We start from the raw sequence: 26,201 nt of genomic DNA, 5'->3' as shown, positions 1-26,201 counted from the left end.
CTGTGTATCGAATGATGCGATTATGCCCTCTTGATGCATCAATAATCCAATGTTCCGATAGGCGCAATATTTCCACTCAGCGGAGTAACGACATGCAGGAAACTGCCGCCTCAGCAGATACCGCCCGGGCGGTTCATGATCATGAGCCGGAAGGGTATTTCGAGTTTCTTTTCAGATTGTTCTTCGCGTTTATATGCATGGCCGCGATATGGTTTGAATTTCCCGACGCATCCCCACCAATCCTCGTAATAGGGCGGGAAATATATCTTCCATTTAGCTACTACGGGGTAGTTGGGCTTTTAATCGCGGGGTGGCCGATATTCAGTGAAGCGTGGGAAAATCTGCGTGAACGGCGCATGACTATGGAGCTTTCAATGTCCCTTGCCATCGCCGCAGGGGCTTTTTCTGGATACTTCCTTGTCTGCCTTGTAATCGTTGTATTCGTACTCATTGCAGAGCGTATCGAGCATCTAACGCTGGAACGTGGGCGCCGTGCAATCCGTGAATTGCTCCAGGACCTTCCCCAAACGGTTTTCCGGAAGGACGAAGTTGGTGGAGGCTACGAAGATGTCGAAGCATCAATCGTGCGCCCAGGAAATGTGGTCCTGATAAAGCCAGGAAGCCTCGTGCCAGTCGATGGGGTTGTGGTCTCGGGGCACTCATTCATCGAGGAAGCCCGGATCACCGGAGAAGCTATCCCCGCCGAAAAATTCGTCGGATCTTTAGTCTACGCTGGCACCCTGAACCAAGCCGGATCAATGGAAGTCGAGGTCACAGCGATTGGTGACGATACATCGTATGGCCATATTATCCATGCTGTCGAGACCGCGCAGGCCCAACGGTCGCCTATGCAAAGATTGGCTGATCGTGTTGCCAGCTACATCGTTTATGCCGCCTTTGCGCTCGCGTGTCTGCAGTACTGGTATTCTGGAGATCTGGTGCAAGCATCATCTGTCATCTTGGTCGCAGGGGCGTGTGGGATAGCAGCAGGCACGCCGTTGGCGGTTTTGGGCGGTCTCGGCCGGGCAGCCCAGCTCGACGTGATCGTGAAAGGCGGAATTTATTTAGAGCAACTTGGGACCATCGATACGGTCATACTTGATAAAACAGGAACCGTGACATGGGGACTGCCAAGAATAGCAAAGGTCACGCCACTTGCTGACCTTTGTGAGCGCGAGGTTCTGGACTTGGTGGGAACGGCGGAGCTTAGGTCTGAGCATCCTGTGGGTCGCGCTATCGTCGGATATGCTCAGCAACTTGGCCATCGCTTAACAAAAGTCGATCAGTTTTCGTATCGGCCTGGTTTTGGGATTGAGGCGAGTTCTTCGCAATCCGAATCCATCCTCGTTGGAAATCGCCATTGGATGGCGATGAACGCTGTTGAACTGCATGCGTCGGCGGATGAAACCCCAACGGGACATACACGTATTTACGTTGCTTCCGAAGGTAGAGCCATCGCGGCAATCGACCTTACTGATGAAATCAAGGATGACGCTCGGCAATTTGTTCGAGAATGCCTTGCACGCAAAATTGAGGTCCACCTTCTCTCAGGTGACAAGGAAGATACGACTCGCGACGTGGCAAGAGATCTCGGAATCGCTCATTTTCGAGGCTCAATGACGCCGTTCGACAAACGAGAATTCGTACAACATCTGCGTGGTCAGGGCAGAAAGGTTGCGATGGTCGGAGACGGGATCAATGACGCGCCCGCACTGTTAGCCGCAAATGTCGGCGTATCGTTGGGATCGGCGACCGACGTTGCACGTGAGAGCGCAGATATCGTCCTGATCGGTAGCAACCTGACAAAACTGATCGACGTGATTGATATCTCTCGACGCGTTCGGGGCATCGTCTGGTTCAATTTTGCGGGAACAATTCTGATCGACGCTGCCGGCGTACTCGCTATCTTCGCAGGCTTTGTGGGGCCAATGTCTGCGGCTTTGATCCACACGGGTTCAGAATTAGCTTTCATCCTTAACTCAGCTCGCCTTTTGCCCGCTCGCGCACTTATACGCCGAACATTTCGTCACGCGACGGCTTCTCCTCATGTGGCAGAAGGAGATCAAAAGCTGACACAAATCGAAGCGTGATTTCCCGAAAAGTCTATGACGGCCAGCATCTTTAGGGCGTTGAGATGCGGCCCCATCGCTTGTTTGTAACCCAAATAATTGAGATAAGTGCAATGACAGAAGCCTTACAATACATTGAGAACCTATCAATTATAACGCAATTTCGCGGATCGATTTGGGCTTATCCAATAATAAGTTTGATCCATGTTCTTGGAATATCAATATTATTTGGATCAATATTTTGTGCAGACTTGGGTTTGCTTGGCGCTGCACCTCAGTTGAACCAGAAAACCATTCAGTCCACTCTGTCCAAGATCGGTATTTTTGGTTTTTGCGTGACGATTATATCCGGCATAGTGCTACTTGCGCCGGCCATCAGGGAGTATTTCAGCAATGGCTACTTTGCGATCAAGATGATCGTGATCCTCCTGGCCGGCATCAATGCGCTGGTTTTATATCGTGTTTTTCACCGATCACGGTCAGCATCCAAGTTGGCGACGATAAGTGGTGGGCTCTCGATTGTATTGTGGCTCATTGTCATGTTCTGTGGACGAATGCTCGCTTTTGGATAACGCAGAATGGAGCGTGAAGAGAACGGCGCAATATGAGCTTTGAAACCTTACCAACCAGACCGGTTATCTGTGGAAGATTCGTACATCTCCTTATAGTGTACGTCGTATGGGGCAGCACATACTTTGCAGTAAAGTTAGCCATTGGGAATGGTTCACTCGTCACACCGCTCCAGTTGCAGACTTGGCGCATGTGGAGTGCAGGCGCGCTTCTGCTTGCTGTCGCATTTGTTAAGATGCGTACATTTCCACGCATCCAAGCGCGCCATATTCATTTGTGCGTAGTTTCCGGTATCGCAATGTGGGTTTTTGGGAACGGGCTCGCCACGCTTGCTTCGACCACTGCGGCATCCGTATTTATTGTTATGGCCATGGGAATGATCCCGATTTGGACTACCTTATTTACCGCTTTGACCGACAAAAAGATGCCGTCGACGCGCGTTTTGACCGGCCTTTTGATGGGGATATCGGGCTTGATACTCGTATTCGGTTCACCGATCTATGATAGACAAGCGTCTGCAGACGTGACCGCGCATAATTGGTGGAATGTCTTAATACTGACGGGCGCAGCTACAACCTGGTCTCTTGGAACCTTGGCGCAACGGCCGCTACTGTCTGTGATTTCTCCGTTATGGGCTGCACCTTTCCAGATGCTTATTGCGGCCTTGATTCTAACGGGACTTTGCGCGTGGGAAGGGCAATCCCTTGTTCCGCCTGCTGACGTCGATGCCGACCAGATCCTCGCGTTTTTGTATCTTGTCGTTTATGGATCGGCGGTTTGCCTCATATCGTACATGCAAGTTCTGGTGTCTTTTTCACCAACCATTGCCTCTACCTTCGCGTACGTCAATCCCATTGTAGGAATAGCATTAGGCTGGGCATTCCTTCACGAGACGCCGACACTGCTTGCGCTCGGCGGTGCCGCTATCATCTTGTTTGGAGTTTTTCTTATTTTGAGAAGAGAGCCTACCTCGCTTAGACGCCGGCAGAGTGAAGGATAGGCTTAGAAAACGACGGAAGGTCCGATTGACATTCTCGTCTCACAGTGGCCCGCGGTGTTCGATGGCCTAATTTTATCTTCCGCTCAACTCTGATGTCGCGCGCCTCGCAAGAGGTGGCATCCGCCTGTCCCTCGTGCGCGGTGGGCGGAAAATGAATGGGAAGAAAGAAAAGGGGAAAGAAGAAACCGGTCGCAGACCGGTCCTCCCGCCGACGCTTACGCTCAACCGCCGCCTGCCGCATCCCGGCAACTCGTCCTTCGCAGGGCCTCCGGCCCCGCCTGTCCTTCGCCGCAGGGACGCTCGGCCGCAGTTGCGCCGGTGCGGCCGTCCTGCGGTCAGGAAGATGTCTTCGGAAACAAGAAGACACTAACAGGAGTGGCAAAGGGCCGCTCCGTATCCGGTCAAGGAGAAACCCATGTATCTTGTCACGCTCGATCCACGCGCGCTGAAAGACAATCCCGACAAGACCCGTCAGTCGAAGTCCTCGCCACAGGCCGACGCGCTGCTTTTGGCCACGATCAAGGCGGTGGGAATCATCCAGCCACCTGTCGTCGAACCCGAACAGGGGGGCGGCAACGGCTATATCATTGACATCGGCCATCGCCGCGTGCGCCAAGCGATCGCTGCAGGCCTTGAGGAAATTCAGGTCCTCGTCGCGGACGCCGCAAACGACAATGGCGCCATGCGCTCCATGGTGGAAAACACCGCCCGCGACGCCCTCAACCCGGTCGATCAATGGCGCGGCATCGAACGGCTCGTCGCTCTCGGCTGGACCGAGGAGGCCATCGCTCTTGCCCTCACATTGCATGTGCGGCAGGTTCGCAAGCTCAGGCTCCTCGCCAATGTGTTACCTGCAATGCTCGATCAGATGGCACTCGGCGACATGCCGTCCGAACAGCAGTTGCGGACCATCGCATCCGCGAGCGTCGAAGAACAGAAACAGGTGTGGAAAGCCAACAAGCCGAAGAAGGGCGAGCGTGCGTCGTGGCACCAGATCGCTAGTGCTCTCACCAAGAAGCGCATGTACGCCAAGGATGCGAGCTTCGGCGACGATCTTGCGGCCGCCTATGGTGTCGAATGGGTCGAAGACCTCTTTGCGCCCGCAGACGAGGATACGCGTTACACGACCAATGTCGAAGGCTTCCTCGGTGCGCAGCATGAATGGATGACGGCAAATCTCCCCAAGCGTGGTGCGATCGTCGAGGTCAACTCCTGGGGCCAGCCCGAGCTGCCAAAGAAGGCCGATCGCGTTTACGGCAAGCCGCAGAAGGGCGATCATGCCGGCATGTACCTCGATCGCGACGGCAAAGTGCAGACGGTCCACTATCGCCTCCCGGAAGTGAAGAAGCCAAAGGGTACGGGTGCCTCGACGCAAGGCGGTGCCGGAGAGGCAGAGGACGATACGATCGTCGGGGCAAAGCCACGCCCCGATGTCACCCAGAAGGGGCTCGACATGGTCGGGGACTTCCGTACGGACGCCCTGCATGAGGCGCTCGGTCGCGCACCGATCGAGGACGACACATTGCTGGCGTTGCTGGTGCTCGCCTTTGCAGGCACCAACGTGCGGGTCGACTCCGGCGCCGGGGACACTGTTTACGGGCAGAAACGTTTTGCGCGCCATGTCGTTCGCCTGATCGATGAGAACGGCAAGCTGTCCTTCGATCTCGACACCTTGCGGGTGGTTGCCCGCTCGACGCTGGTCGACGTGCTGTCATGCCGTCGCGGCATGTCGAACAGCGGTGTCATTTCCCGTATTGCCGGCGATGCCATCGGGGCCGACGGCTATCTGCCGAACATGGGAACCGAGGATTTCCTGCTTTGCTTGTCACGCCAGGCGTTGGAGGCCTCCTGCAAGAAGGCTTCGGTTCTTCCGCGCCAGAAGGTGCGGGAAACCCGCACTGCTCTGGTCGACCACTATCAGGACGGCCATTTCGTGCACCCTTCAGCTCTCTTCGTACCGGATGCCAGCGACGTGGCTGACCTGATCAAGCGTGGAGAGGTCATCGACGCCGATGAGGATGGCCCGGGCAGTGATGAGGAGGAGGTTGAAGTCTCCGAGGATGCCGAGGCTGGAACAGAGGCGGCTGACGGCGAGCCGTCCGAAGCCGGTGATGATGAACAGTCTGAAGATCCTGCCGAACATCCCAATGATGCAGGCGACGGATCAGACGCTGCGACGTCCGACAATGACGACAGCGCCTACGGCATCGCCGCCGAGTAGCCACTTCGCCTCACGCAGTTCCAGACCAACTCCCGCCGCCGGCTTATCACCGGCGGCGGTTTCTTTTCCACCTCTTCAAATCTTCAGGAGAAATCGCATGTCCGCGTCCCTCGTTTTCACGCTCGTCCCCATCGGTTCCGTCGTGTCCTGGTCCGATGGAACACCCAAGCCGCCAGAACGCCACAAGAAAAAGCTCGCGGCCTGGAAAACCAGAAACAGCTCCGGCCGCCTGATCCGCAAGCAGGCCAGCCAGACCCGCGGTACCTATACCGCGCCTGACTGCTTCACTATCCATGAAGGTGACCATGACAGCAACGACACCATCGTGCTTCGCGTCTACCGCACCTTCGATGTCGGAGCCTGCTCCCTGAGTTTCGCCGTGGTCGAGCGGCCTGCAATCGGCTCGGTGCGGATCTTCGATCGTGCCGGTGAAGGCGCCGAGCTTGTTCATGTCGCGGCCGATCGTCCTGCAGCCGAAGAATGGCTCACCCGGCATAGGCATCCGCACGCTGTATTGGAAGAGGTGACACGCACCCAGGAAAGCCTCTCTGCGGAGCAGGCCGCCGCGTAAGCGGCCCACCTTGCCCGTCTCGAAGAGACCTCCCGCCGCCGGACGGAGTTCGGCGGCGCTCGTGTTTCGCCCCTTGCAAAATGAAGGAGGACAACGATGTCCGCACTCATGATTTTCGACCGCGCGCCGGTCGGTTTCATCGTCTCCTGGGCAGACGGCAGGCCTCGTCCGCCGGAGAACCAGAAGGCGCTCGCCGGATGGAAACGCGACAATGCCAAGGGACGGCTGGTGCGTAAACGCAGATATTCTGTCATGGGGCAGTCCCGCATTCCTGCAAGCTTCAAAGTCGCCACGGACGCTATCGACGATCTCGGTGCCACCATCGGCCCCGACTTCAGGACATTTGCCGTCGACAGCGTGCTCACTTTCACCGTGGTCGAACTGCCTCAAATCGGTTCCTTCCGCATTTTCGACGGTGCCGGTGCAGATGCCGAACTGCTCCATCTGGCCTCGATCCGCGACCATGCCGACGTCTGGGTAAAGAACTGTGGTTTCGCCGTCACAACTATTGTCGAGGTAACCGCCGACGAAGTCGCTGCTAACCGGATCGAAGGGAGGGCAGCATGACCGAGCCCGTCACCGACGATCCCGCAACTACCCCTGAAAATTCAGGGGTGGAGTTCGCGCGCAGCGCGGAGGACTTTCCGGTCGCCCGTATCGGCGACATCACGCTCGCCATGCTGCCTTTCCCCGAGGGCGGCGGCTTCCTCGCCAGTGCCTGGCGCGTATCCAGTCCGCTCACCGAAATGAAGCGGGAGCACTTTTACGGGCACGAGGGCCGGTTGGCCGACGAGACGGCGTTCCGGGATCGGGTATTTGAAACCGCCCAGCACCGTCGTGAACTTTCCACCCTCAGCCGTGTGCAGACACGGATGGCCCGCAGCACGCCATGGGGCGCCTCGCAGATGGCGACGGTTTACGCCGAGGGCGTGACGTCGCATATGACCGCCAGCCATGGCGGATTTCATCTGTCGATGGAACGCAACAGCCGGGTCCATCCGGCGCTGCGCAAAGAGAGCCCGTGGTACGAAGAAGATGTCGAATGGGCTATCGTCGCCCTGACGTTTCCCGATCTGTTCACCACCTATGAACACCGTATCGCCGGCGATGCGATCCGCAATACCTGGCCGGATGCGTGGGAAACCATACACAGCTGTGTGCTCGATCCTGCCGAATCCTGGGCAAGGGCCCGAAGGCTTTTCGACGAGACGCACGCCGGCGACTGGGTGGTGATCTCGGCAATCCTCTCCAGCCATCATGCCGGGATGACCGAAGTGATCGCCACGGTCGGCGGCAAGCGCGAGCAGGATGCTGTGGAGCGTCGGTATCTCGTCTCCAGTCCCGAATATGCGACGAGAAGTCCGCTCGGCTTCGTCATCGAGATGGGCCGTCATCAGCCCTATGACGGCCCGTCCAGCTTCATCGGCTGGGACGCGCGGAGGACGGCCGCATGAAGCCCATGAGCCCTCGCATCTTGTTGACCCGCATGGAAGCGGCACATCGCGAGACCCGGCATCATATCGATCGCGTTCATCGGCAGATCGCCGGCCGCGCCGAACGCATCGCCATCACGCAGAAGGCGAAAGCCAGACACCACGCCCGCAAACGGACCGGGTCGCGATGGAGCCGCAGCGACGAGACGGTGTTGCATGTGCATCTCGATCGCCTGCAATTCGAAAGGCGTCTCGAACTCGATGGCCTCGCAGGCAAACTGGCGCGTCAGGAGCAGGCCATCGACACGCTGCGACAAAAGCTCGGCGAAGACATCTGGCGCGAAGCTGCGTGAGCGGGCAAAACGGATGGTCTAGCGGCAGAGACGCCGAGTGGGCAGCGTGGTGATCGGGAATGCTGGTGAGAGGGCGTTTTTGTCGGCCGGCTGTCCTGCCCTGCGTTTCCGTTGATGCCTTCATCCCCTTGCCGCTCCGGCCCTCGGTTGTGTTGCGGTCTAAGCCGGCGGCCGTTTGCTTCAAGGCCGCTATCGCGCCGCGTGGCGGCCGGAACAGCCTGTCTCACATCACCAGCCCGCGTCCCGCGCAGGGCTGCGCCCCGCTTGTCCGCAGGCCGATGACGCTCGTCATGGCCGCCCCGGACCCTGAAGCAACCGTCATTCCGCCGGCTTTTCGAGACCGCACCCGAGGGACGAAGCGGCAAGGGGCCGCTTCGGGTCCCCGGAGGAAACCCGAGAAGGAAACCCTCATGGCCAAGTCCGCAACCCCCTCCCGTCAGTCCCCCCGGCCGTCGGCCCGCGTTGTCCAGCTCCGCAAGGGAGCCACCCTCGAAATGGTGCGGCTCACTTGCCCCGATACCGCGCAGGCGCTACTGATCGCCGAAAGCTTCGGCACCGCGGCGATCGACAGCGATGGCATCCGCGATCTGCATGAGCGGCTGATCATCGAAACCGCAGACAGCCTTTCCGAAGGCCTTGGTGAGCGGGCGATGCAGATCCATCTCCAGCGCATCGTCGGCGCCTATGTCGGATCCGCCCATGGCGCGGGGCAGTTTTACAGCCGCGCCGTCACAGAAGCGCGCGACGCCACGGCCAAGGCCGCCAACGACGCCCGCGACGAGGATCTCGACGGCCCGGTCGGCTACGACAGCCCCGCCCAGCGCAAACGCGAGTTTGCCGCCGACATGGCCACGCAGTCCCACGCGCTCCGCATGGCGGCTGAAGGGGCTGTGGCAGCCTACGAGCAGGTTATCGGTGAAGCATGGAAGCCATTCGACCGCCCGGTCGAAAATCCGGGCCAGAGCCTCGACCGCAAGGCCGCCGCTGCCCAGATGTCCGCTTTCGACTGAACCGCTTGCGACTGAACCGCTTGACGGCGGGGCTTCGACCCCGCCATTTTCCATGTTGAGGCTTGTGCCCGCTTGCGGGCACATTTGTCATGCAGACGTTCATTCGTCGCGATGTGTCACTATATCGACGTCGACGGCGTCATCGATGGGGATGAAATGAACAACGAACCAATCTCGAAAACAAAGCCGTGGGCCATCTCGCAAGGACTGGTCGTAGCCAGTGCGCAGGATCTCAGGAAAGCGGCCGCCGTCAACGAATTGCTGACCGAAGCCGCAGCCGTTCTTCCGCAGAAGGAAACCGATCCGGTTCTGCCGTTCGAGATCGGCATTTTCCAGCAGTTCAGCACCCGGCTGCAGCCCGGGATCGCAAAAATCCGTCTTCGTCGCGCCCTAGCGGCCTATGCGGCGGCAAAGAATTACCTGTTGGCATCTGCCCAGCCCGATGCCATGCGCCATGACATTGCGGGATGTCCGAAATCACCGGTCAATGCTGATGACAGGATGGCAGCGCAGTTGCGCGTTACGGAAATCCGTCGCCTGCGTAAAGAGCAGGCAGACCCCTCCTGTGGAGCTTCCGTTCGTGCGATTGGCGATGTCAATCAAGGTTGAGCCGACCGGCGATAGCCGCGGCTCAGCTGCCTGGCCTTTTCCACATTCCTGTCCCCGTTTCGCGTTGGCTCTCGTCGGCGCTCATCCCGCCTTCTGTCGCATGGTTGACCGCGCGCGTTTGGAAGGACGCTCTCACGCGACCCCGTCCTGGCTGTCGGTCCTGCAGGAGCCGGCGGCGAGCCGCAACGGCTGCGCCGTCCTCCACTGCGTTGCGGCCGTTCCGGTGCGGCCCACCCCCTGACAGCTCCTGCCTCTGTCCCTCCGCGACGGGGCCGCAATCGGGCGGCCTCCTGAAGGAGGTTTAAGAAAATGAGCAGGAAAGAACACAGCGATCGAAGCGACATCTATTCACGGATCACCGACCGGATCATCGCTGATCTGGAAAAAGGCGTCCGGCCGTGGATGCGGCCCTGGAGTTCCGCAAACGCGGTTAGACGGGTAACCCGGCCGCTACGCCATAATGGCCAGCCCTATTCAGGCATGAACGTCCTCCTGTTGTGGTCAGAGGGTATCGCCAGAGGCTTTGCCTCGCAGACCTGGATGACGTTCAAACAGGCCCTGCAGCTTGACGCGGCCGTGCGCAAGGGCGAGACCGGTTCCACCGTCGTTTTTGCCAGCCGCTTCACCAAGTCCGAGGACGATGGCAACGGCGGTGAGGTCGATCGCGAGATCCCGTTCCTAAAAGCCTACAGTGTTTTCAACGTTGAGCAGATCGATGGCCTGCCGGATCACTATTACCATCAGGAGGTGCCTCAGATCGATCCGGTCGAACGGATCGAACATGCCGACCGCTTCTTTCGCAACACTGGAGCTGTCATTCGTCATGGCGGCAACCAAGCTTACTTCTCCCCGGCACTGGACTTCATCCAGATGCCGCCCTTCGAAGCCTTTAAGGACGCAGCCAGTTACTATGCAACCCTGAGTCACGAATCGACCCACTGGACGGCGAGCCCACACCGGGTCGGACGCGATCTTAGCCGTTATGCCAAGGATAGATCGGAGCGCTCCCGCGAAGAGCTAATTGCCGAGCTGGGCAGTGTTTTTTTAGCCGCAGACCTCGGAATTGCGCCCGAGCTCGAACCACGGCCCGACCATGCCAGTTATCTCGACTCATGGTTGAAGGTACTGGATGGCGACAAGCGCGCAATCTTTCAGGCGGCCGCCCACGCTCAACGCGCTGTCGCCTACCTGCATGGACTGCAGCCAGCAGCTTTCGAGGAAAGGGAGGCGGCATAATGGTCAGCTTGCTCCCGCTCTTTTCTGCCTCGCCGGCGGTTGCCGCCCCGGTGACGACCAGTGCCCGCATGCAGCCGGTTGCCATCACCCCGGCGATCGCCAGCCTGATCAGACAGCATGCGGTTGTCGCAATCGGCGTCTCCGGGGGAAAGGACAGCCAGGCGGCCGCCATGGCGGTCTTCGAATATCTCGACCGGGCCCATCACAGCGGTCCACGATTACTGATCCACGCCGATCTCGGTTCAGTCGAATGGGCGGATTCGCTTCCCACCTGCCAGAAACTGGCCGAACGGCTTAGCGTTGAGCTTGTGACGGTGCGTCGAAATCAGGGTGGCTTGATGGAGCGGTGGGAAAGCCGCTGGCGATCGAATGTCCTACGCTATGAAAATCTTGGCACCGTCACGCTCGTGCCATGCTGGAGCACGCCCGCAATGAGGTTTTGTACCTCGGAGCTCAAAAGTTCTAAGATACATGCCGAGTTAAAGAGGCGGTTTGCGCCGCTGCCAATCATCAATGTGACCGGCGTGCGACGTGAGGAAAGCCGGCGTCGCGCTCACGCGAGCGTAGCAGACCAGAATGCGGCCAACGGGATCTGGACCTGGCGGCCGATCGTCGATTGGTCTCAGGCCGATGTGTTTTCCGCCATCGACGCCTGGCGGCTTGATCTTCATCCCGCCTATCGGCAGTTTGGCCTCACGCGCGTGTCGTGCCGCTTCTGTATCATGTCGAGCCTCGCCGACCTGAAGGCAGCGACCGGCCAGCCTGAAACACATGATCTCTATCGCAGGATGGTCGATCTCGAGTGCCGCAGCACCTTCGCGTTTCAAGGCGGGCGCTGGCTGGGTGATATCGCGCCGCAACTCCTCACCGCGGAATTACGCAACAAACTCGCTTTCGCAAAGGATATGGCGCGTCAGCGGATGGAGTTGGAAAAGCGGATCACGAAGCCAATGCTTTACCTGAAAGGCTGGCCGACACGACTGTTGTCCGCTGCAGAAGCCGACATTCTGGCTGACGTCCGCACCAAGATGAACGGTCTGCTGGATTTGAACGCCGATCATCTTGATCGAGCCTCGATCCTTCAACGATACGCTGAACTTTTGGCTCTTCGGAGCCGCAAGGAAAAGGCGGCATGACAGGCGGGCGGATCCAGCGCATTAAAGCCCGCGTTCTGATCGGTGAACCGGACAAGGCGGTCCTGATCCCTTTCGGCAGGGTTGCCGACGGCAGATATCCGGCGCAGCCGCTGACGCGTCACATGGATGAGGTGAGCCGTGCCGTGCGTCGGTGAAGTCCAGCCGTGCGCTGCCTCAAACGCAGCGGGAGGGGCAGGCGGGAAACCCGACGTCCCGGAAAAAAGCGTCGCCAGACGAAAGCGCCAGCATGCGTCGATCCGAACGTCCGTGCCATCGAAAGGGTCCGTTCGAAGCCGGGGACCGCCGAGACCCCGCGCCCTGCCAGGTTCCTCCGCCCTGGACACCGCTGCACCCACGCAGACCTCGATGGAACTGGTGTGACCGCAAGACGCCTGCGGCTCGATCGGCCGACCGCAACGACCGGCCCGGACTATTTTCCGCCGCCCGGCGAGCCGGGCTTTGCATCGCGACACAAAATAGCCCGCTCCAGTCGCCCTCCACTGCGTTCCGGCCCCTGAAGGGGTGCAGTGCCGATCGCTCCCGGTCCTTACACCGTCATCGAGGCAGCGATGGGCGCAGCCCGATCAAACGAAAGGAACCAAGTCATGGCAGTCATCGGCGAATTCACCACCAACGGCAACACCATCGTCGGCAGCGTTCGCACTCTAACCGTCGCAATGAAGGCCCGCCTCAATCCCATCGAGCGCGTGTCCCGCGACGCCCCGGACTTCCGCGTCACCTCCGGCGCCGCCGAAGTGGGAGCCGGCTGGAACTCGGTCTCGGCCAACGGCGAGCCCTACATCTCCCTCAAGCTCGACGATCCGAGCTTCAACGCCCCGATCAACGCCGCCCTGTGGCCGGCAGAAAAGGAAGGCGACTACGTCCTCGTCTGGTCCCGCCCGAACCGCGAGGCCGCATAACCGGGATGCACGAATGGCCCCGCCGCGAGGCGGGGTCTTTCCCAAAACGCAACAAAGCCGGACCCGGGCAGCGCGCTCGGATCCGGCTTTGCCATTGTCATGGCGATGCCTCAGGCGTTGAGCGCATCCTTCACGGCCTTGCCCGGGGTAAACGTCAGCTTCTTCGCGGCTGCGATCTTGATCGTCGCGCCCGTTGCCGGGTTGCGGCCCTCGCGCTCCGGCGTTTCCTTCAGCTTGAATTTGCCAAAGCTCGGAATGGACGTCTCCGCCCCGGCCAGCGCCGCCTCGGTAATCTGCCGGAAGACGCTCTCCACAATCGCCTTGGCCTGCGCCTTGCTCAGGTTCTGCTCGGACGCGATCTTGTCTGCAATTTCAATGGTCGTGGTCATGATATAACGGCTCCTCGTGTTTTCACCCCATCCGGTATGATGTTGAAGATGTGGCAACGATAGGGGTGATATATCCGCATCAGCCCGAAAAAGCGCGAAAACCACAGGAAATATGCGTTCTCCGGGCGTTCCTGACGCCTGATGCGCGATCCGGCCGTGACTGGTGGCTCAATGCCTTCGAACACGTCCGGTCCCTCCCGATACGATGAAGATGCAGGCGGGTATCGAACCCACCTGCATCTTGCCGGTGCCATACGGGGAGGTGGGGTCTGCTCAGATCGTCCCATTGTGCCCTTCGGAAATGACGGCCTCAAGGACGCATGGTTCCCCCAATTTTCAGCCGCCGCCTGCCGGCGTCGTCAGAAAATCGGCTCCCCCATACGCCGGCTCCGCCGGTCGCGTGCCGCGATCCTTGACCCCGCCATCCCCTCACGCCGCTGGTCCTCGTCTTTCACAAACGTCAAGGAGACGACGATGACCTATTCCCTCGAAATCGAAGTTGCCGAACTGCGGGCCGAGCTTGCCAACGCAGTCGATCGCGTTGAACGCCGCCAGATCGAGGCCGAGCTCGAACTCGCCCAGGCCGAACTGGTCGCCGCGCTGGCTGAACAGGACGGGACCTACAGTGCGGAGCCTCCCTTCTGAGGCCGCCTTGCGACGGAGCCGGTGCCAGGCCGCGCCGGCTCTTTGATTGCCGGAAGCCAAGCGCCACAGGAGCGATATCAATGAATTGCAGGAATGCTGTAAGTGGTGTATTTTGCAGCAAATCTGTAAAAAACAGGAGAACGACATGCCGAGAACCGGAAGCTCCTATAGCACCAGCGATCTCTCCCGAAAATCCGGAGATATCATTGCCGAGGCGTTGCGCCACCCGGTCACCATCACCCAACGGAACAAGCCGCGTCTCATCCTCCTCAATATCGAGGACTACAACCGGCTGATGAAACAGTCCGATGCCCGGATAGTCGGTACAATTGAAACCATGCCGGACAGCCTGTTCGCCGAGTTCGAGGACGCAATCGACGCCTACGCGCAACAGGACGAGGCGGGGCGACCATGAGCTTTGACGATATCCAGACCGCAGCTGTCGTCCGCTATCCCTATCTTTGGGCACGGCAGGCGCGGGACGGAGAAACCGAAGGCCGCAAGGACAGGCCCGTTGCGGTCGGTGTTAGGCTATCCCGCCCGGATGGCGATCTGGTCCTCTTCTTTCCCATCACCAGCAAGCAGCCGGACGAAAGCCGCGTCTTTTCCGAAATTCCCGATATCGAGAAGCGTCGTGCCGGTCTCGATCAGGAAATGCGGCTCTGGATCATCTTTGATGAGTTCAATACCGATATTGTCGGACGGTCCTTCTATCTTGAACCCGAACCGCCGATAGGCCGGTTCAGCAAGGCGTTCTTCCTGCCATTGCTGAAAGCCTTTATTGCGCGCCGCAAGAGTTTCACTGAGGTCAGCCGGTTCCGATAGCGGTTTTGCTTTTTTGGAAGAGAGGCGTGCCGTTCGTTGGTATTGCGGGTTTGCCGTGCTGGTAGCGAGGCTTATAGCCGCTTACACGGCTTCCTCCTCTCGCCAGAAAAATGTGTCCAACCCAGATTGCACCAGCGTGCAATTATTGACGTCCGTGAGACACGGTCACATGCGATACCCCTGTCTACGTTGAGGGTCCCGATATGTCGAAAAGGCCATTTCCTTCGTTTGAAGAGTTTTCCAGGCGCCGGGCCCGTTTGCCAGCCGACGTGCTGGCCAACAAATATGTCGGCTTGTTTTTCGGCGTTCCCTTCCTCACCGGGGCAGCGGCCCTGATGGTCTGGATTATCGCAGACGACATTATCACCCGACCGGAGCTTTATCATTCCGTGTTCGGCGCCTATCAAACGGAGACCGTGCGTTGGTGGCGCAATCTTACCCTGTGGGCAGTCGCACTGAACGGCGTCTTCTATTTCGTCGGGAATGCGAAGGATCCCGGAACGGGGTTGGTCGTTACGCTTGGCCGTGTTGCCATGCCTATCGCCAAGCTCCTCCTTGTCGGGCAGTGGCCGAGCGCGCTGGCTTATCGAAACGCCAGCATATCGGACAGGGAACTCTATGAACGATTCCGCCGTTCCTATCAGGAGCGTCAGAAGATCCGCTGAACCAACGTCTGACGGACCCTCGGTTTCGTGGGGTCGGCTGGACGATATTCCCACGTAGTGAGAGCTCGCAATCAGGTGCGACGATTCTTTGCCGGGGGTGTGTTCAAGTGGACAGGGCCGGGGAGCGATAGCCTCGCGCCCGTTTCTCGCGAAGAAGTGCGAGAAACAGATCGACCGCCTCTTCCTCCCTCTCGAAGTGATGAACGAGCATCTGACCAGACGATCCGATCCGTCCCCAGCGACGGGTCAGGCAGGGTGTTCCGAACAGTGTCTCCGAAATATCCATGGCATAATAACGCGCCATGTTCACTGCGGCGTCCTTGCGTTCGATATAAAGCTGATAGGGATAGAGTTGCGCAACCATACCGACAGGATCGTCGATTGCCGATTCCACGTCCAACGAGAGATTTGAATCGGTCATGCCCGACCGATTCATTTGCGTGATGGATCAATCGCACCAGGAATGCCGCGCACCGTCCCAGCGCCTGGCAAGCCCTTCGGAAACGAGGATGTCGCCGATGGACTGTCCGTCGCGGAAAACCCTGCGCAATTTCCGGCCATACCTGTCCTCGTCCCGATCACCCGCCACAAGCGAAAATGCCCCGCCATTGAGGAGGTCGAGCAACCGCGTCTTCGCCGCCTCTCCCTTGATCCTTTCCGCCTCACAGCGCGGCGGGCTCAGCTCCGGCGTGTCGATGTCCGCAATCCTGATCTTCTGATCACCAAGCCAGAACGTGTCTCCGTCGACCACGCAGTCGCGATGCGGTCCATCCGGACAGATGCCGAAGTGAACCGTAACCGGGTCTCCTGCCCGGGCAGACATCGGCGGCCCTAGATCGGCGGTGATGTCCTGCGTCGCGACAAGATAGCCGCCCAGCTCCACCACAGCGATGATGGTCGCCAAGACGATGCTGCTGGGCCGGATACGGCTGCGTTTTGACCCCGGCCGTTTCGCCGGTCTGGCACTTTCGGCTGTGGTCGGTTTTGACGGGTTTGTCCGTTTGCGCCGCTCTTCATCGAGCCTGACGATCTTGTTCAATGCCTGCCGATCCCCGCAATCTGTCTTCGTTATCCGCTAATCCGAATATCAACGGAATGAAAGGGCAATCAGGGCGAGCCGCTTCGCGGACGGCTCTATTCGCTGCGCGAACGGAGCCCGCAGGCGGTCTCCGCCGATCCCGGTGACGATCCTCTCGCTCGGCTACGCCGCCGATGGAAATCGCCTTTGGCGATCCATCCCGGTCTGGTCGGGAAAAGAGGGCGCCGCCCTCTCTCCCCAGCAAGGTCCAGGCGCCGGTCTCCCCGTCCTTCCGCGCCCTGCTTGTGCAGGACGGGTGATCCCCCTCCGGCGCCCGGGCCTTGCCCCCCTCTCACCCGCCGCTCCGCGCGCACTCGGGAAGCAGGAGCGGGGCCTGCTTCCTAACGAAAGGCCCTTCGCTTCGCGAACCGAAGGAGCTTCAAAATGACCCTCAACGCCTATCTCGTCGACGTCGAAACCCGTACCATCCGCATGGTGACGATCGATCCGGCAAACAGCGTAGCCGACATTCGCCGTCATATCGGATGCAACCTTATCGACATGGTGAGGATCGACCGGAACCATTGCATCATCGTCGACGACAACGGACTGATGGATGAGATCCCATGCTTTACCGAGGTTGCCGATTATGCAAGCCCGCTGGCCGGAAACCTCATGATCGTCGGCACCGACCAGTTTGGCGAAACCGTATCACCGCAGCGGCCTATCGAGGATTTTGCCGCCATCCTGACGATCCGGTTTCCGGTTCTGTCACCGACTTTCGAGGCAATCAGCGGACCCCATGTCTTCGGCAGCCGCGTCAGCGGTTTTACCGCCACGCTGAAGGCCGCCAATCCGGCCGTGATCGCCACGGCGTGAGAGCAGAAGAAGGGGGCGGCAATCCCGTCCCCGCTCACCCGATCCGACGCGCTGAGGCCCCGTCGGATGGGTCGGGCCGTCATCGCACCTTCGCCGGGTGGTCCGGATCGACCGGCCCGCCTGGCGGCAAGAGGGCCTTGCCCTCTCACACTCTCCCTCCACACGGACACGGCGCCCCTGGCGCCGTGGGCTCTTCTTCTCTGACTTCCCATTTTGCACCCGCCACTCCGGCGTCAAGGACTGCGCGGTTCCCCCAATTTTCAGCCCCGACCCGAAGGGCCGGGTCAGAAAATCGGCTCCCCCGCTTGCCGCCCTTGGCGGTCGTGTGCCGCGATCCCTGACCCCTCGCGGCTATCGTGCGGCCTCCTTCCGTCAGAAAACGAAAGGAGACTTCTTATGACACAGCGCAAGATCAAATACATCGATGGTGGAAGCTCGGAATACTGGCGGCAGCGCACCGAGGGTTTCCGCCTCATCCGCGAGGCAGAACGGGCACTGATCCGTGTCAAAAACGCGCCGCAATACATCGCCGGCGGCTGGGACGAAGACTATGACGACTATGAGCCGGTCGAAAATCTCGGCCCCTATGACGATATGGATGAAGCGATCCGAGCCATCGAGGCCAATGAGACGGCCGTCGATATCCTCGTTGCCCAGCGCCGGACCCATTTCGGCGACTGGCCCGTCGCAGCCGTGATCCGCGAGCTGGCGACCGACTGACATGCAGACGAGAGGCGGCACTGTCGCCTCTCGTCGTTCCGCGTGGTCCTGACCACTTGCCGGCATCGAGCTGCGCGCGGTCTTGAGGGGCGAGACTTGCCGCCTCTCCCCTCAAACTCCCCTCTCCCTGCGGTGCGGGGCAGGCCCCGCCCGGCCTCCCGGGCCGGTAAACGGACGCTGCCGCGACTTCCCCAAACAATACGGAGAGGAGGATCGTCCTGCGCTGCGCCCTCATGCTTCGGGCATCCGCTCCAGACGATCCTCCTCTCCTGCGGTGCGTTCGCCGCCCAGTCGTTCGCATGTCATCGATGTCCGCTCCCTGCGGTCACGGGCATCCCGACTGCTCCCGACGGCGGCTCACTTCAGCATCTCCCACCACCATGTCCGGCCCACGCGCTATTCCTCCTCCGCGGATCACAGGCGATACACCTGTGATCGCCGTTGCATCGTCTGACGACTCGCAACAGCATTGGCGGGTCGGGCACGTGGGCCGGACATGGTGGTGGGAGATGGCAGGATAGGCTATTGGTATACCAATAGCCGTTTCGCCCGAGGGGCGATGGTCGCCTGGGCGACCGGGCATCTCCGTGATCTGCAATTTTTGCCAGAGTTGGACAAAAACGACGGGCGTGAGCGATCGATGTACGGCCGGAAGTGAGGAGGGCGGTTCCGCCTGTTTTGAGGGGTTCCCGGAGCCTTCATCCGGCTGAAGATATCCCGTAATTCCGGTGATCGGCGATTGTGCGGTTAAGTGAATAAGCGAATGAGTGGGCAGGTGGTTCAGCGAATCCGCGGCTGAGCGATGGTGTGAATGAGTGCTTCGCCGAGTGAGTGCATCGGCAAATAAGCGAATGAGTGGCTCGGTGCTTGGCTGAATAGGTAAATCGGCAGATCGGCAAAGAAGCGTATCGGCGAAATGACGCAACGCCTATTTGCCGAATAGGTGAAGCAGTGAACCGGTGTATCCGCGAACAGGCGAATCCGTGATTGGGCAAGTCAGTGAATGAGCGAATCGGTGTTTACGCCAACCGGAGAATCGGTCGATCAGCAAAGAAGAGAAGCGGTGAAGCGGTGAAGCGGTGAAACACCGGTTGGGCGAAGAGGTGAATCCGTCAACAGGTTGTTCTGTCATTGAGCAAACCGGCGAATGCTCCAATCGGCAAATAGGTCAATGAGCGAACCGTCGTTTTGATACGACAGGCCCAAACATCCCCGTCGGCACAATCGACAGCAACAGATCACAAATGGGGCTTGCGACCTTGAACGCAGCCGTTGAGCGCGGAACCGATAACGCGGAAAGCGGGCCTGGCGAAACGGTTACCTTGAGTGGCTTCTTCACCTCAGCTCTTTTCGGGGATCTGATCTATGACTCTACCCGGTCGTAAGCGCGCCGGCGCGCCTTGATGGAGTCCAGGTTATCGTGAACCCAGAAGTTAAACCCCTCAAGGGCACGCAAAGCTCCGTGGCCGATCTCTGTCAGTTCGTATTCGACACGCGGCGGCACTTCGGGGAAATAGTGACACACAACAAATCCTTCACGCTCGAGACTACGCAGCGTGAGCGTCAGCATGCGCTGGGTGATCTCACCGACCTCTTTTCTCAATGTCGAAAAGCGGAGCCGATGATCTTCCGCGAGAGAAAGACGCCAAAGAACCGGCACAGTCCATTTGTCACTCAGCAGGCTGCAGACCCAATTTGACGGGATGGGTCTGAAGTGTCTGTCGTTTTCTGGTCCGCGCGATGGGCCGGCATCGATCTGCTTGTCCAAGGGTATCATCCTTGTGCCTGATGCTGAAAAATGTGCCGTCTTCCGGCAGAATTACATTCGTATATATAGACGGTCCTTGTTTAATGCGAGGGTTTCAAGTGACCAATAGCAAGCAACCCATTCTGGTTTTCGGCGCGACCGGAAGGCAGGGAGGATCTGTCGCCAAAGCCTTGTTGAAGGCGGGATGGCCTGTACGCGCACTCGTTCTGGATTCCAGCAAAGCTGCATCGCTGCAATTACGGAATTCAGGTGTCGAGCTTGTGCAGGGTTCATTTGAAGAGACCAAAGTAGTCCGCACAGCGATGAAAGACGCTTACGGTGTCTTTAGCGTACTGCCAGCCAGCCTGGCTGCCGAAGACGAAGTCCGTCATGGTATATCGATTGCGGATATCGCTGCCGAAACCGGCATCAACCATTTTGTTTATTCCTCAGGCGCCAGCGTGGGGAATGAACTGACAGGCGTTCCGCGTTTCGACGCCAAGCCTCGTATCGAAGCCCATATTCGACAGCTCGACATGACGACGACCATCATCCGGCCGATGATTTTCATGGAAATGCTGGTGCGACCCGGCTTCGGTCTGGATGAGGGCCGCCTGGTGTCCCTGATCCGACCCGAGCATTCCATTCAGCTTACCGCTGTGGAAGACATCGGCAGGTTTGTCACTGCCGTGCTTGCCAACAAGTCACGCTTTGGCGGCGCAACACTTAAGATCGCCAGCGACCGACTGACCGGGCGCGAGCTTGAGATCGTACTCAGCGAAGCAGCTGGTCGCCCGATAGCCTATGAACGGTTTCCGAATGATGTTCTGGCTGCAAACGCTGATCTAGCCCATATGGCAAAGAGCCTGGACGACGGGCCGCTCGCCGAGCAGGTCGATCTGGAACTCATGCGCGAAATCAACCCCGACCTGCTCACTTTCAGGTCCTGGCTTGCGGGCAGTGGGGGCAGGTCGCTGGATGCAGCTTTGTCGGCACAAGCCTCGTGAAACTTCCCAAGTTTCAAGAATTGCGGCGAGCATCAACGGGGACAGGCTTGTCAGGCAGCCTGCGACCCTATTGCCGCCATTTTAGGTCGGGTGACCCGATAGCAACATCGGCCTTATAAGGCGCCTATCGATGAGCTCTGCGTTTCCGGTCAATGTTCCAGTCTGCATCGGCGAAACGGACCTTAGGCTTCGCGGACTTTCTGCGCAAAGCGTTCTACAACGGTGAAGGCCTCCGCGAAACTTGGCCGCGCGCCGTACACCATGTCGCCCATGAGCTTTTCGTAGTGCGCGGCGAATTCGGCGTGCGTCGCCATGATCTCGAATGTTTTGAGTGTCTCAGCGCGAGGATCTGACTTGTAGCCAGGATATTTGTCCGCCCGGTCACCTTCTGCCTCGGCAACCATCGTATCCAGTGCAATCGCAACTGCTGTATCTAGGTCGTACATTCCGTCCATGCGTGAGATGTCATAGACATGACGGGCCAGCGTGTGGTCAAGCGGCTCGTGCCCGGCAAAGGCAAAACCTGCCCGGCGCCCGAGCGCGACGAACTTGTCGGCAGCCGTTTCCACCAGACGAACGCATTTAACATCGTTGGCCTCGGCCGGCCGACCGATGGCTTCCCCGACGAATGAGGTGACCGAACGCAACTCCGGGGCGGTGCAGATCGGAAAAGCCGCGATTTCGATCTTGATCTCCGGGCGTAGGACACCCTCGCCCTTGGCGATCGGATCGTAGGGCAGGTCGTATCGTACATAAGAGCCGTTCTGGAGTACCCGCACGTGCCCTTCGACCGTGAAGCCGGCGTCTTCCAGACGTTTGCTGACCGCGCGTCTCATACGCTTGAGGGACCCGCGCTCACCGGCATTTTCCCCTACGATGCGCAAGTCTATGTCTTCAGACATGCGTTCGAGCAGACGATATGCCCGGCCAAGCGCCGTCCCGCCACCGAAAGCCAACGTCAATCCGTCGACCTCAATGTCGTGGATCGCCGCGAGGGCACGCACGACGAACCAGTCCTTTTCGACGAGGGCCGTCGAGGGCAGGGCGAAGTAGTCCTGCACCTCGAGCAGCGTCTGTAGGTCTGGCTTATCGCTCAACGCGAAGCTCCGTACGGCCGTCTGATAGCCGGCGGCTGAAGCGTTTCCCGACCTTGACGGTAAGATTAACCGGGATCTGGGTGGACTGCCCCCGATTATAGGCCTGGGTGCTGTCACCTTGCTCCCAAGGGACCCCGAGTTTGTTCAGGGCCTGGAGTGCCGCACCGTGAAACCCGTTTGAACTGGAAACCATAACCCGCCCCGACAGCCGTGATCGCACGGCCCGGGCATAGACACCATAGCCCAGGCGTATGAGTGCGCCATCCTTCACCAACGCCCTCAGGGCCCGAAGAACCTGATCGTCGCCGCTCAGGTCAGCAAAATCGCGCGGAATGAAGACATCGGTCTTCTTCGTCCGGCTGATTCTTGTCCTGATCCGTTGCTTCAATGTCTGATCCATGATCGGTTTCCCGTTACAAAAACCCGACACTGAATATATGCAAAAACCCGACACATGGCAACCTTGTTCCATTACGTGATGCCTTGGCCAGACCTCATCAATGCAGCGATGCGCGGATGTTTCAGTGCTTGTCGCCTTGCTATCTGCCTGCACGCAGACAATCAGGTTGCCAGCCCAACGTGAATATCGCGGCCCGAAGCGTTTCTTCCGAAAAATATGCTGCTTGCTGAATAGATCGGCGAGTGGAAAAGAGGAAGCTACCTCCAGATTGCTCTGGTTCGGTGCCAAAACGAAACCCTGCTTCCCATCTTGAGCACTTCGACTTTGACTGCTACAAACTTGTACCTAAGTACAAGTTTGATCGTGCAGCCGCAATTGTTGCTGATGACATTTCTCTCTTACTGCGAGGCGCCAAGCGTCGGCTCAGCGCTGATATCTGCGAGTCCTCCTAGAAAATAGCAAGGCGGGTTTCCCACTGACAAGCCACCGATCGCTACTGACGAAGGAATGGTACCGGGTGCCAGTCAGCATTGATTGCCCGCACTGCGGTGTGGAGACACGGACTGCAGGAATCGTGGTCGGCCCATCCAGCTTAGTGAGCATCGCAGGGCTATCAGCCGAGAGTGATGCAAAGCAAGCCTGGGCGCGGTTTGGCGCGTTCGCGTTTGTCGAGTCGCTCGGCGGTCGGACAGAAAACATCGAGCGCTTCGTTCTCGGTCGTTTTCACAACACGTTCTCTTTCCGGAACGATCAGTTGGTGCAGGTCTGCGAGCACTGCGAAGAATGCCTCGCGCCAAAAGTTATTCGTTCGGGCGTCATGAACGGCTTTGTGCGCCTTGGACAACGCAGACTGTTGGTCAACGAACGCTTGATGCTGTTCTCATCGGTGGTGACGCTCACGGAATTTAATGGCGGGACCTCGATCGAGGAGTGCGACGTTCCTCTTCCAGACTACGCGATGATGCTCACCTGCGATACGCAAGCCCAGGACGGCGAAACCGGTATCGCCGAATTGTGGCACAGCATTGCCCGCAACGACTATGCGATCGTCGTCAAGGGCCATGATGGACGTGAGCTGTTTCGCGATGGCCTCAATGATGACCTCAAAGAGGTAACCACGACCATTGGAGCGCTTGGGTTGGTCCTGACCAGACTGCATCTGGCGCAGCCTTCGTCGCCCTATTGCGGGCTCGCCCGGGATCTCTTTCTCGAAGCCCTCGAACATGCCGGATATCAACAGGAAACTTAGGAGGTGAGCCGTGCAAATCTTGAAGGCGCTGTCCTGGACTATGGCCGTCGCAATTCCCTTGGCCGCATGCGGGCAGCTTGAGCAGCCGCCCCGGCCGCTGCCGCCAGCGCCGTATGCCTATCTCAGTCTCACTTCTTGCAGACATTATCCCAGCAACATCGTCGAGTGCCAGCTCAACTACGGTACGTCGTTCGGGCACCATCGTCTCGGTCCGGTACAGCAGGTCTCACGTGATTTCGGGACGAACCTCGATGGTTCCCGCTATCAGATCTCTACCTGCTGGCCGGTATCCAGGATCCAGCGGGAACTGCCAAATTTCACATGCCGAATCTATCAAGGACAGTCAGGTGCCGACGCCGGTTCCGTGCTGGCCAAAGGGGGAACCGCTGTTCGTTTGGCTCAAATTCTTGGCGATCGAAACCAGATCGAGTATCGATGGAAGCCGGATCGGTGGTCTCGTCTAAAGGATTGATTTTGTGTAATATTTCTGAAGCTAATATCGGCCTTCGGGATAAAACTTGTACTCCAGTTATATTTTTCAGTTGATTTCCGGCGCGGATTGCAGTCCATAACTTGTATTGAAGTACAAGTTATGGACTGGTTCGGAATGGATGACAGCCCGCTTTCTTCTGTGATGAGACCACGACTCAGAGTGTTACGAAGGGCAGTCTGGCCTGCGGTGTCGTCTGTGCTCCTGGCCACATGTCTTGCCACAGCGTCTGCCGAGAGCGACCCGCTCAAGATTGGCGAGAACAATGACCATACCGATTGGTCGTTCCGGTTCGCAGGTAAAGCTTCAAGTGAGCCTGGCGCACTGCCAACATTTGCTGTCGACGCTGACCCAGAGCCACCGCCGAGCATCGATCTCACCCGTTTCAATGAGCGTTTTTGGGGACAGGCCAATACCAATGGAGTTCCCGCAATTCTGTCATTCGTTGCAGAAGCAGCGATTGAGCCCGATGACAGTAACCCAGAGCTACCGGGAGAAGCGGCCGGCAGCAAGAGAACACGGCGCGACCGCGCCGTGTTCTCGCCCATCAGCGTCTTCTCGTCTGACGCAGGCACCGTCCATGGGTCTACCAATCCAGCCGTCGAAGCACGCACGTCTTCCGATCGGACAGTGACGCAAGCCCGTCCCGACCTGCTTTCTGGCGTACCTGAAGACTACGCAGCCCTTGCGGTGACAATCGCAGCCGAGGAGGATGTCGATCCGAACTGGGTTCTGTCGATCATGCGGGCGGAAAACGCAAGGTTCGATCCCGGCCTTGTCAGTTCGGCCGGCGCCATCGGTTTGATGCAGGTCATGCCGAAGATCGGCGAGTCCTTTGGCGTCTATGACCTCACCGATCCCGAACCGAACATTCGCGCGGGCACGCGTTTCCTGCGGGTGCTCATCGACAAATATAGCAACCCTGTACTGATCGCCTCCGCATACAATGCCGGAGAACCCCGCGTCGACGCGCATCAATCCCTGCCGCTGATCCGCGAAACCGCGGACTATGTGACGCGTGTTGTCGGCTACTACACCGGCAAGTCGGCAAGCTCCCAACCTCCTACATCTGCTCCGGCACCTGACTCTCAATCCAATCAGCACCGCCGATCAGGCCCGGCCGACCGGGCAAGGTCCCCGATGCTTGTCTTCTCAGCTGCAAGCTCGCTCGCTTCGGACAGCCGCTCCCCGCAGCCGCTAAACGCGGCGCAACTCGGCGGTCCGGTCAAAATCGTCAAGGAAGAGGTACTTCAATGAACATAGTGGTTATGGCAATTCTTGTTGGCAGCGTCACCTGCCGCTCCCTGGTCAAACCCAAGTGGGCCGGCCATGCCGCGATGGTGCTGCTTGCCGCCTCGGTGCTGTTCGTCAGTCAATACGAGCCGGCGGCAGCGCAGAGCCTCGATGCCCTGGAGAATGCTGCCGACAGACTGGTGCAGTTCTTCACTGGCGCATTCGGCCGTTCCGTCGGCGCGATCGCGTTCATCGGCATGTTCCTGGCAGCGGCCTTTGGCTTCTGGTCCTGGGGCGCGCTTCTGCGAGTCGGTGGAAGCCTCGCCGGCATGTTCGCTGCCGCTGAGCTTGTAGATTTCTTAGCTGGGGCGGGATCGTAATCATGGCGAACTCCGGCAACAAGACGTCAGGCGGGGACGACTATATCGAATCCTATCCCGTCATCCTTGCCCTCACGCGGCCGCCGACGGTGATGGGGATCCCTTACACCTACTTCCTGGCGGAATGCTTCGTCTCGCTGATGGTGTTCATGGTCCTGGGCTCCATCCTGTGGTTTCCCGTCTCCTTCGTGATCCTGCACGGGATTCTTTATGTGCTGACGGTCAAACTCGATCTCTGGTTCTTCGACATCCTCGGCCGCCTCAGCATGTGCGGCATAAATCCCCTCGGCCGCAGACTTGGCGGGGGTATCCGGACCTACGGAGCCTGA

Annotated in this window: 32 protein-coding genes; 26 read left to right on the top strand and 6 right to left on the bottom strand. The window is 59.0% G+C overall.

The window, feature by feature from the left end; all coding sequences use genetic code 11:
- The first annotated feature begins 92 nt into the window (after positions 1–92).
- The 14 genes from FG152_RS17250 (at position 93) to FG152_RS17185 (ending at position 13,128) form a co-directional block, all read left to right on the top strand.
- Complete coding sequence (locus FG152_RS17250) at positions 93–2,090, top strand: heavy metal translocating P-type ATPase (RefSeq protein ID WP_498987391.1); 1,998 nt, start codon at positions 93–95, stop codon at positions 2,088–2,090.
- Positions 2,091–2,182: 92 nt separating this feature from the next.
- On the top strand, positions 2,183–2,641 hold the full coding sequence (locus tag FG152_RS17245; RefSeq protein ID WP_498987389.1) for a hypothetical protein: 459 nt from the start codon (positions 2,183–2,185) through the stop codon (positions 2,639–2,641).
- Positions 2,642–2,829: 188 nt separating this feature from the next.
- Positions 2,830–3,639: a DMT family transporter gene (locus FG152_RS17240; protein ID WP_498987387.1), complete on the top strand. Its 810-nt coding sequence runs from the start codon at positions 2,830–2,832 to the stop codon at positions 3,637–3,639.
- Between the two features lie 415 nt (positions 3,640–4,054).
- The gene (locus FG152_RS17235; RefSeq protein ID WP_498987384.1) at positions 4,055–5,860 is read left to right on the top strand and encodes a ParB N-terminal domain-containing protein; all 1,806 of its coding nucleotides are present in this window, start codon (positions 4,055–4,057) and stop codon (positions 5,858–5,860) included.
- A 97-nt stretch (positions 5,861–5,957) separates the two neighbouring features.
- Complete coding sequence (locus tag FG152_RS17230) at positions 5,958–6,431, top strand: UCP036055 family protein (protein WP_498987381.1); 474 nt, start codon at positions 5,958–5,960, stop codon at positions 6,429–6,431.
- A 96-nt stretch (positions 6,432–6,527) separates the two neighbouring features.
- Positions 6,528–6,998 carry a UCP036055 family protein gene (locus FG152_RS17225; RefSeq protein WP_498987380.1) on the top strand — a complete coding sequence of 157 codons (471 nt, stop codon included), beginning with the start codon at positions 6,528–6,530 and terminating at the stop codon, positions 6,996–6,998.
- Positions 6,995–7,885 (top strand): DUF7007 domain-containing protein, encoded by an 891-nt coding sequence (locus FG152_RS17220; protein WP_498987377.1) that lies wholly within the window; start codon positions 6,995–6,997, stop codon positions 7,883–7,885. Before FG152_RS17225 ends, FG152_RS17220 begins: the two co-directional genes overlap by 4 nt.
- On the top strand, positions 7,882–8,217 hold the full coding sequence (locus tag FG152_RS17215) for a hypothetical protein (RefSeq protein WP_498987376.1): 336 nt from the start codon (positions 7,882–7,884) through the stop codon (positions 8,215–8,217). Before FG152_RS17220 ends, FG152_RS17215 begins: the two co-directional genes overlap by 4 nt.
- A 410-nt stretch (positions 8,218–8,627) precedes the next feature.
- Positions 8,628–9,227, top strand: coding sequence for a hypothetical protein (locus FG152_RS17210; protein ID WP_498987373.1), 600 nt, complete (start codon positions 8,628–8,630; stop codon positions 9,225–9,227).
- A gap of 156 nt (positions 9,228–9,383) precedes the next feature.
- Complete coding sequence (locus FG152_RS17205; RefSeq protein WP_498987371.1) at positions 9,384–9,836, top strand: ProQ/FINO family protein; 453 nt, start codon at positions 9,384–9,386, stop codon at positions 9,834–9,836.
- A gap of 309 nt (positions 9,837–10,145) precedes the next feature.
- On the top strand, positions 10,146–11,072 hold the full coding sequence (locus FG152_RS17200) for an ArdC family protein (RefSeq protein WP_498987369.1): 927 nt from the start codon (positions 10,146–10,148) through the stop codon (positions 11,070–11,072).
- Positions 11,072–12,208: a phosphoadenosine phosphosulfate reductase domain-containing protein gene (locus FG152_RS17195; protein WP_498987368.1), complete on the top strand. Its 1,137-nt coding sequence runs from the start codon at positions 11,072–11,074 to the stop codon at positions 12,206–12,208. Before FG152_RS17200 ends, FG152_RS17195 begins: the two co-directional genes overlap by 1 nt.
- Complete coding sequence (locus tag FG152_RS17190) at positions 12,205–12,363, top strand: hypothetical protein (protein WP_498987365.1); 159 nt, start codon at positions 12,205–12,207, stop codon at positions 12,361–12,363. Before FG152_RS17195 ends, FG152_RS17190 begins: the two co-directional genes overlap by 4 nt.
- 450 nt (positions 12,364–12,813) lie before the next feature.
- On the top strand, positions 12,814–13,128 hold the full coding sequence (locus tag FG152_RS17185; protein ID WP_498987364.1) for a DUF736 domain-containing protein: 315 nt from the start codon (positions 12,814–12,816) through the stop codon (positions 13,126–13,128).
- A gap of 110 nt (positions 13,129–13,238) precedes the next feature.
- Here the strand turns inward: FG152_RS17185 and FG152_RS17180 are convergent, their stop codons facing one another.
- Entirely contained in the window at positions 13,239–13,517 is a 279-nt protein-coding gene (locus tag FG152_RS17180) for an HU family DNA-binding protein (protein WP_279852491.1), read from the bottom strand.
- Between the two features lie 171 nt (positions 13,518–13,688).
- Between FG152_RS17180 and FG152_RS17175 the strand changes: the two genes are divergently transcribed.
- The 4 genes from FG152_RS17175 to FG152_RS17160 all read left to right on the top strand — a co-directional run bounded on the left by FG152_RS17175 (position 13,689) and on the right by FG152_RS17160 (position 15,652).
- A complete protein-coding gene (locus FG152_RS17175) occupies positions 13,689–14,162 on the top strand; it encodes a hypothetical protein (RefSeq protein WP_498987881.1) in 474 nt (157 codons plus the stop codon).
- A gap of 145 nt (positions 14,163–14,307) precedes the next feature.
- The gene (locus FG152_RS17170) at positions 14,308–14,577 is read left to right on the top strand and encodes a type II toxin-antitoxin system prevent-host-death family antitoxin (protein ID WP_498987844.1); all 270 of its coding nucleotides are present in this window, start codon (positions 14,308–14,310) and stop codon (positions 14,575–14,577) included.
- Positions 14,574–14,987 carry a hypothetical protein gene (locus FG152_RS17165; RefSeq protein ID WP_498987363.1) on the top strand — a complete coding sequence of 138 codons (414 nt, stop codon included), beginning with the start codon at positions 14,574–14,576 and terminating at the stop codon, positions 14,985–14,987. The genes FG152_RS17170 and FG152_RS17165 overlap by 4 nt, the downstream gene beginning before the upstream one ends.
- 203 nt (positions 14,988–15,190) lie before the next feature.
- Complete coding sequence (locus tag FG152_RS17160; RefSeq protein ID WP_498987360.1) at positions 15,191–15,652, top strand: hypothetical protein; 462 nt, start codon at positions 15,191–15,193, stop codon at positions 15,650–15,652.
- Positions 15,653–15,755: 103 nt separating this feature from the next.
- On the opposite strand, the gene FG152_RS17155 is transcribed toward FG152_RS17160, so the two are convergent.
- Entirely contained in the window at positions 15,756–16,073 is a 318-nt protein-coding gene (locus FG152_RS17155; RefSeq protein WP_498987358.1) for a WGR domain-containing protein, read from the bottom strand.
- A gap of 27 nt (positions 16,074–16,100) precedes the next feature.
- Positions 16,101–16,499: a thermonuclease family protein gene (locus FG152_RS17150; RefSeq protein WP_498987841.1), complete on the bottom strand. Its 399-nt coding sequence runs from the start codon at positions 16,497–16,499 to the stop codon at positions 16,101–16,103.
- 615 nt (positions 16,500–17,114) lie between these two features.
- On the opposite strand from FG152_RS17150, the gene FG152_RS17145 reads away from it, so the two are divergent.
- Positions 17,115–17,549 (top strand): DUF3846 domain-containing protein, encoded by a 435-nt coding sequence (locus tag FG152_RS17145; protein WP_498987355.1) that lies wholly within the window; start codon positions 17,115–17,117, stop codon positions 17,547–17,549.
- A 396-nt stretch (positions 17,550–17,945) separates the two neighbouring features.
- Positions 17,946–18,269, top strand: coding sequence for a hypothetical protein (locus tag FG152_RS17140; RefSeq protein ID WP_498987353.1), 324 nt, complete (start codon positions 17,946–17,948; stop codon positions 18,267–18,269).
- 1,363 nt (positions 18,270–19,632) lie between these two features.
- On the opposite strand, the gene FG152_RS17135 is transcribed toward FG152_RS17140, so the two are convergent.
- On the bottom strand, positions 19,633–20,046 hold the full coding sequence (locus tag FG152_RS17135; RefSeq protein WP_498987351.1) for a winged helix-turn-helix transcriptional regulator: 414 nt from the start codon (positions 20,044–20,046) through the stop codon (positions 19,633–19,635).
- A gap of 89 nt (positions 20,047–20,135) precedes the next feature.
- Here FG152_RS17135 and FG152_RS17130 point away from each other — a divergent pair, with 89 nt between their 5' ends.
- Positions 20,136–21,023: an NmrA/HSCARG family protein gene (locus FG152_RS17130; RefSeq protein WP_498987349.1), complete on the top strand. Its 888-nt coding sequence runs from the start codon at positions 20,136–20,138 to the stop codon at positions 21,021–21,023.
- A gap of 182 nt (positions 21,024–21,205) precedes the next feature.
- Here FG152_RS17130 and FG152_RS17125 read toward each other — a convergent pair whose 3' ends face one another.
- Positions 21,206–22,120, bottom strand: coding sequence for a nucleotidyl transferase AbiEii/AbiGii toxin family protein (locus FG152_RS17125; RefSeq protein ID WP_498987346.1), 915 nt, complete (start codon positions 22,118–22,120; stop codon positions 21,206–21,208).
- A complete protein-coding gene (locus FG152_RS17120; RefSeq protein ID WP_498987344.1) occupies positions 22,110–22,520 on the bottom strand; it encodes a DUF6088 family protein in 411 nt (136 codons plus the stop codon). The genes FG152_RS17125 and FG152_RS17120 overlap by 11 nt, the downstream gene beginning before the upstream one ends.
- Before the next feature lie 517 nt (positions 22,521–23,037).
- Between FG152_RS17120 and FG152_RS17115 the strand changes: the two genes are divergently transcribed.
- The 5 genes from FG152_RS17115 to FG152_RS17095 all read left to right on the top strand — a co-directional run bounded on the left by FG152_RS17115 (position 23,038) and on the right by FG152_RS17095 (position 26,201).
- A complete protein-coding gene (locus tag FG152_RS17115) occupies positions 23,038–23,769 on the top strand; it encodes a hypothetical protein (RefSeq protein ID WP_498987343.1) in 732 nt (243 codons plus the stop codon).
- Between the two features lie 10 nt (positions 23,770–23,779).
- A complete protein-coding gene (locus FG152_RS17110; RefSeq protein WP_498987340.1) occupies positions 23,780–24,241 on the top strand; it encodes a hypothetical protein in 462 nt (153 codons plus the stop codon).
- Between the two features lie 216 nt (positions 24,242–24,457).
- Positions 24,458–25,516 carry a lytic transglycosylase domain-containing protein gene (locus FG152_RS17105; RefSeq protein WP_498987337.1) on the top strand — a complete coding sequence of 353 codons (1,059 nt, stop codon included), beginning with the start codon at positions 24,458–24,460 and terminating at the stop codon, positions 25,514–25,516.
- Positions 25,513–25,872, top strand: a complete 360-nt coding sequence (locus FG152_RS17100) for a TrbC/VirB2 family protein (protein ID WP_498987334.1) — start codon at positions 25,513–25,515, stop codon at positions 25,870–25,872. Before FG152_RS17105 ends, FG152_RS17100 begins: the two co-directional genes overlap by 4 nt.
- Before the next feature lie 2 nt (positions 25,873–25,874).
- Positions 25,875–26,201 carry a VirB3 family type IV secretion system protein gene (locus tag FG152_RS17095; protein ID WP_052820915.1) on the top strand — a complete coding sequence of 109 codons (327 nt, stop codon included), beginning with the start codon at positions 25,875–25,877 and terminating at the stop codon, positions 26,199–26,201.

It is taken from the genome of Ochrobactrum sp. XJ1 (assembly GCF_024701725.1).
Taxonomy (GTDB): Bacteria; Pseudomonadota; Alphaproteobacteria; order Rhizobiales; family Rhizobiaceae; genus Brucella; species Brucella anthropi.
The sequence above is the reverse complement of the archived record's forward strand: the minus strand, read 5'-3'. Positions and strand labels throughout refer to the sequence as shown.

What these genes read in the sequence shown, in the direction of transcription:
- FG152_RS17245 (WP_498987389.1), top strand. Translation starts at nt 2,183, where the DNA reads ATGACAGAAGCCTTACAATACATTGAGAACCTATCAATTATAACGCAA.
- FG152_RS17175 (WP_498987881.1), top strand. Translation starts at nt 13,689, where the DNA reads ATGCCTTCGAACACGTCCGGTCCCTCCCGATACGATGAAGATGCAGGC.
- FG152_RS17160 (WP_498987360.1), top strand. Translation starts at nt 15,191, where the DNA reads ATGTCGAAAAGGCCATTTCCTTCGTTTGAAGAGTTTTCCAGGCGCCGG.
- FG152_RS17240 (WP_498987387.1), top strand. Translation starts at nt 2,830, where the DNA reads ATGTGGAGTGCAGGCGCGCTTCTGCTTGCTGTCGCATTTGTTAAGATG.
- FG152_RS17135 (WP_498987351.1), bottom strand. Translation starts at nt 20,046, where the DNA reads ATGATACCCTTGGACAAGCAGATCGATGCCGGCCCATCGCGCGGACCA.
- FG152_RS17155 (WP_498987358.1), bottom strand. Translation starts at nt 16,073, where the DNA reads ATGACCGATTCAAATCTCTCGTTGGACGTGGAATCGGCAATCGACGAT.
- FG152_RS17250 (WP_498987391.1), top strand. Translation starts at nt 93, where the DNA reads ATGCAGGAAACTGCCGCCTCAGCAGATACCGCCCGGGCGGTTCATGAT.
- FG152_RS17120 (WP_498987344.1), bottom strand. Translation starts at nt 22,520, where the DNA reads ATGGATCAGACATTGAAGCAACGGATCAGGACAAGAATCAGCCGGACG.
- FG152_RS17180 (WP_279852491.1), bottom strand. Translation starts at nt 13,517, where the DNA reads ATGACCACGACCATTGAAATTGCAGACAAGATCGCGTCCGAGCAGAAC.
- FG152_RS17195 (WP_498987368.1), top strand. Translation starts at nt 11,072, where the DNA reads ATGGTCAGCTTGCTCCCGCTCTTTTCTGCCTCGCCGGCGGTTGCCGCC.
- FG152_RS17225 (WP_498987380.1), top strand. Translation starts at nt 6,528, where the DNA reads ATGTCCGCACTCATGATTTTCGACCGCGCGCCGGTCGGTTTCATCGTC.
- FG152_RS17210 (WP_498987373.1), top strand. Translation starts at nt 8,628, where the DNA reads ATGGCCAAGTCCGCAACCCCCTCCCGTCAGTCCCCCCGGCCGTCGGCC.
- FG152_RS17140 (WP_498987353.1), top strand. Translation starts at nt 17,946, where the DNA reads ATGACACAGCGCAAGATCAAATACATCGATGGTGGAAGCTCGGAATAC.
- FG152_RS17205 (WP_498987371.1), top strand. Translation starts at nt 9,384, where the DNA reads ATGAACAACGAACCAATCTCGAAAACAAAGCCGTGGGCCATCTCGCAA.
- FG152_RS17095 (WP_052820915.1), top strand. Translation starts at nt 25,875, where the DNA reads ATGGCGAACTCCGGCAACAAGACGTCAGGCGGGGACGACTATATCGAA.
- FG152_RS17220 (WP_498987377.1), top strand. Translation starts at nt 6,995, where the DNA reads ATGACCGAGCCCGTCACCGACGATCCCGCAACTACCCCTGAAAATTCA.
- FG152_RS17170 (WP_498987844.1), top strand. Translation starts at nt 14,308, where the DNA reads ATGCCGAGAACCGGAAGCTCCTATAGCACCAGCGATCTCTCCCGAAAA.
- FG152_RS17185 (WP_498987364.1), top strand. Translation starts at nt 12,814, where the DNA reads ATGGCAGTCATCGGCGAATTCACCACCAACGGCAACACCATCGTCGGC.
- FG152_RS17190 (WP_498987365.1), top strand. Translation starts at nt 12,205, where the DNA reads ATGACAGGCGGGCGGATCCAGCGCATTAAAGCCCGCGTTCTGATCGGT.
- FG152_RS17230 (WP_498987381.1), top strand. Translation starts at nt 5,958, where the DNA reads ATGTCCGCGTCCCTCGTTTTCACGCTCGTCCCCATCGGTTCCGTCGTG.
- FG152_RS17145 (WP_498987355.1), top strand. Translation starts at nt 17,115, where the DNA reads ATGACCCTCAACGCCTATCTCGTCGACGTCGAAACCCGTACCATCCGC.
- FG152_RS17235 (WP_498987384.1), top strand. Translation starts at nt 4,055, where the DNA reads ATGTATCTTGTCACGCTCGATCCACGCGCGCTGAAAGACAATCCCGAC.
- FG152_RS17215 (WP_498987376.1), top strand. Translation starts at nt 7,882, where the DNA reads ATGAAGCCCATGAGCCCTCGCATCTTGTTGACCCGCATGGAAGCGGCA.
- FG152_RS17165 (WP_498987363.1), top strand. Translation starts at nt 14,574, where the DNA reads ATGAGCTTTGACGATATCCAGACCGCAGCTGTCGTCCGCTATCCCTAT.
- FG152_RS17100 (WP_498987334.1), top strand. Translation starts at nt 25,513, where the DNA reads ATGAACATAGTGGTTATGGCAATTCTTGTTGGCAGCGTCACCTGCCGC.
- FG152_RS17200 (WP_498987369.1), top strand. Translation starts at nt 10,146, where the DNA reads ATGAGCAGGAAAGAACACAGCGATCGAAGCGACATCTATTCACGGATC.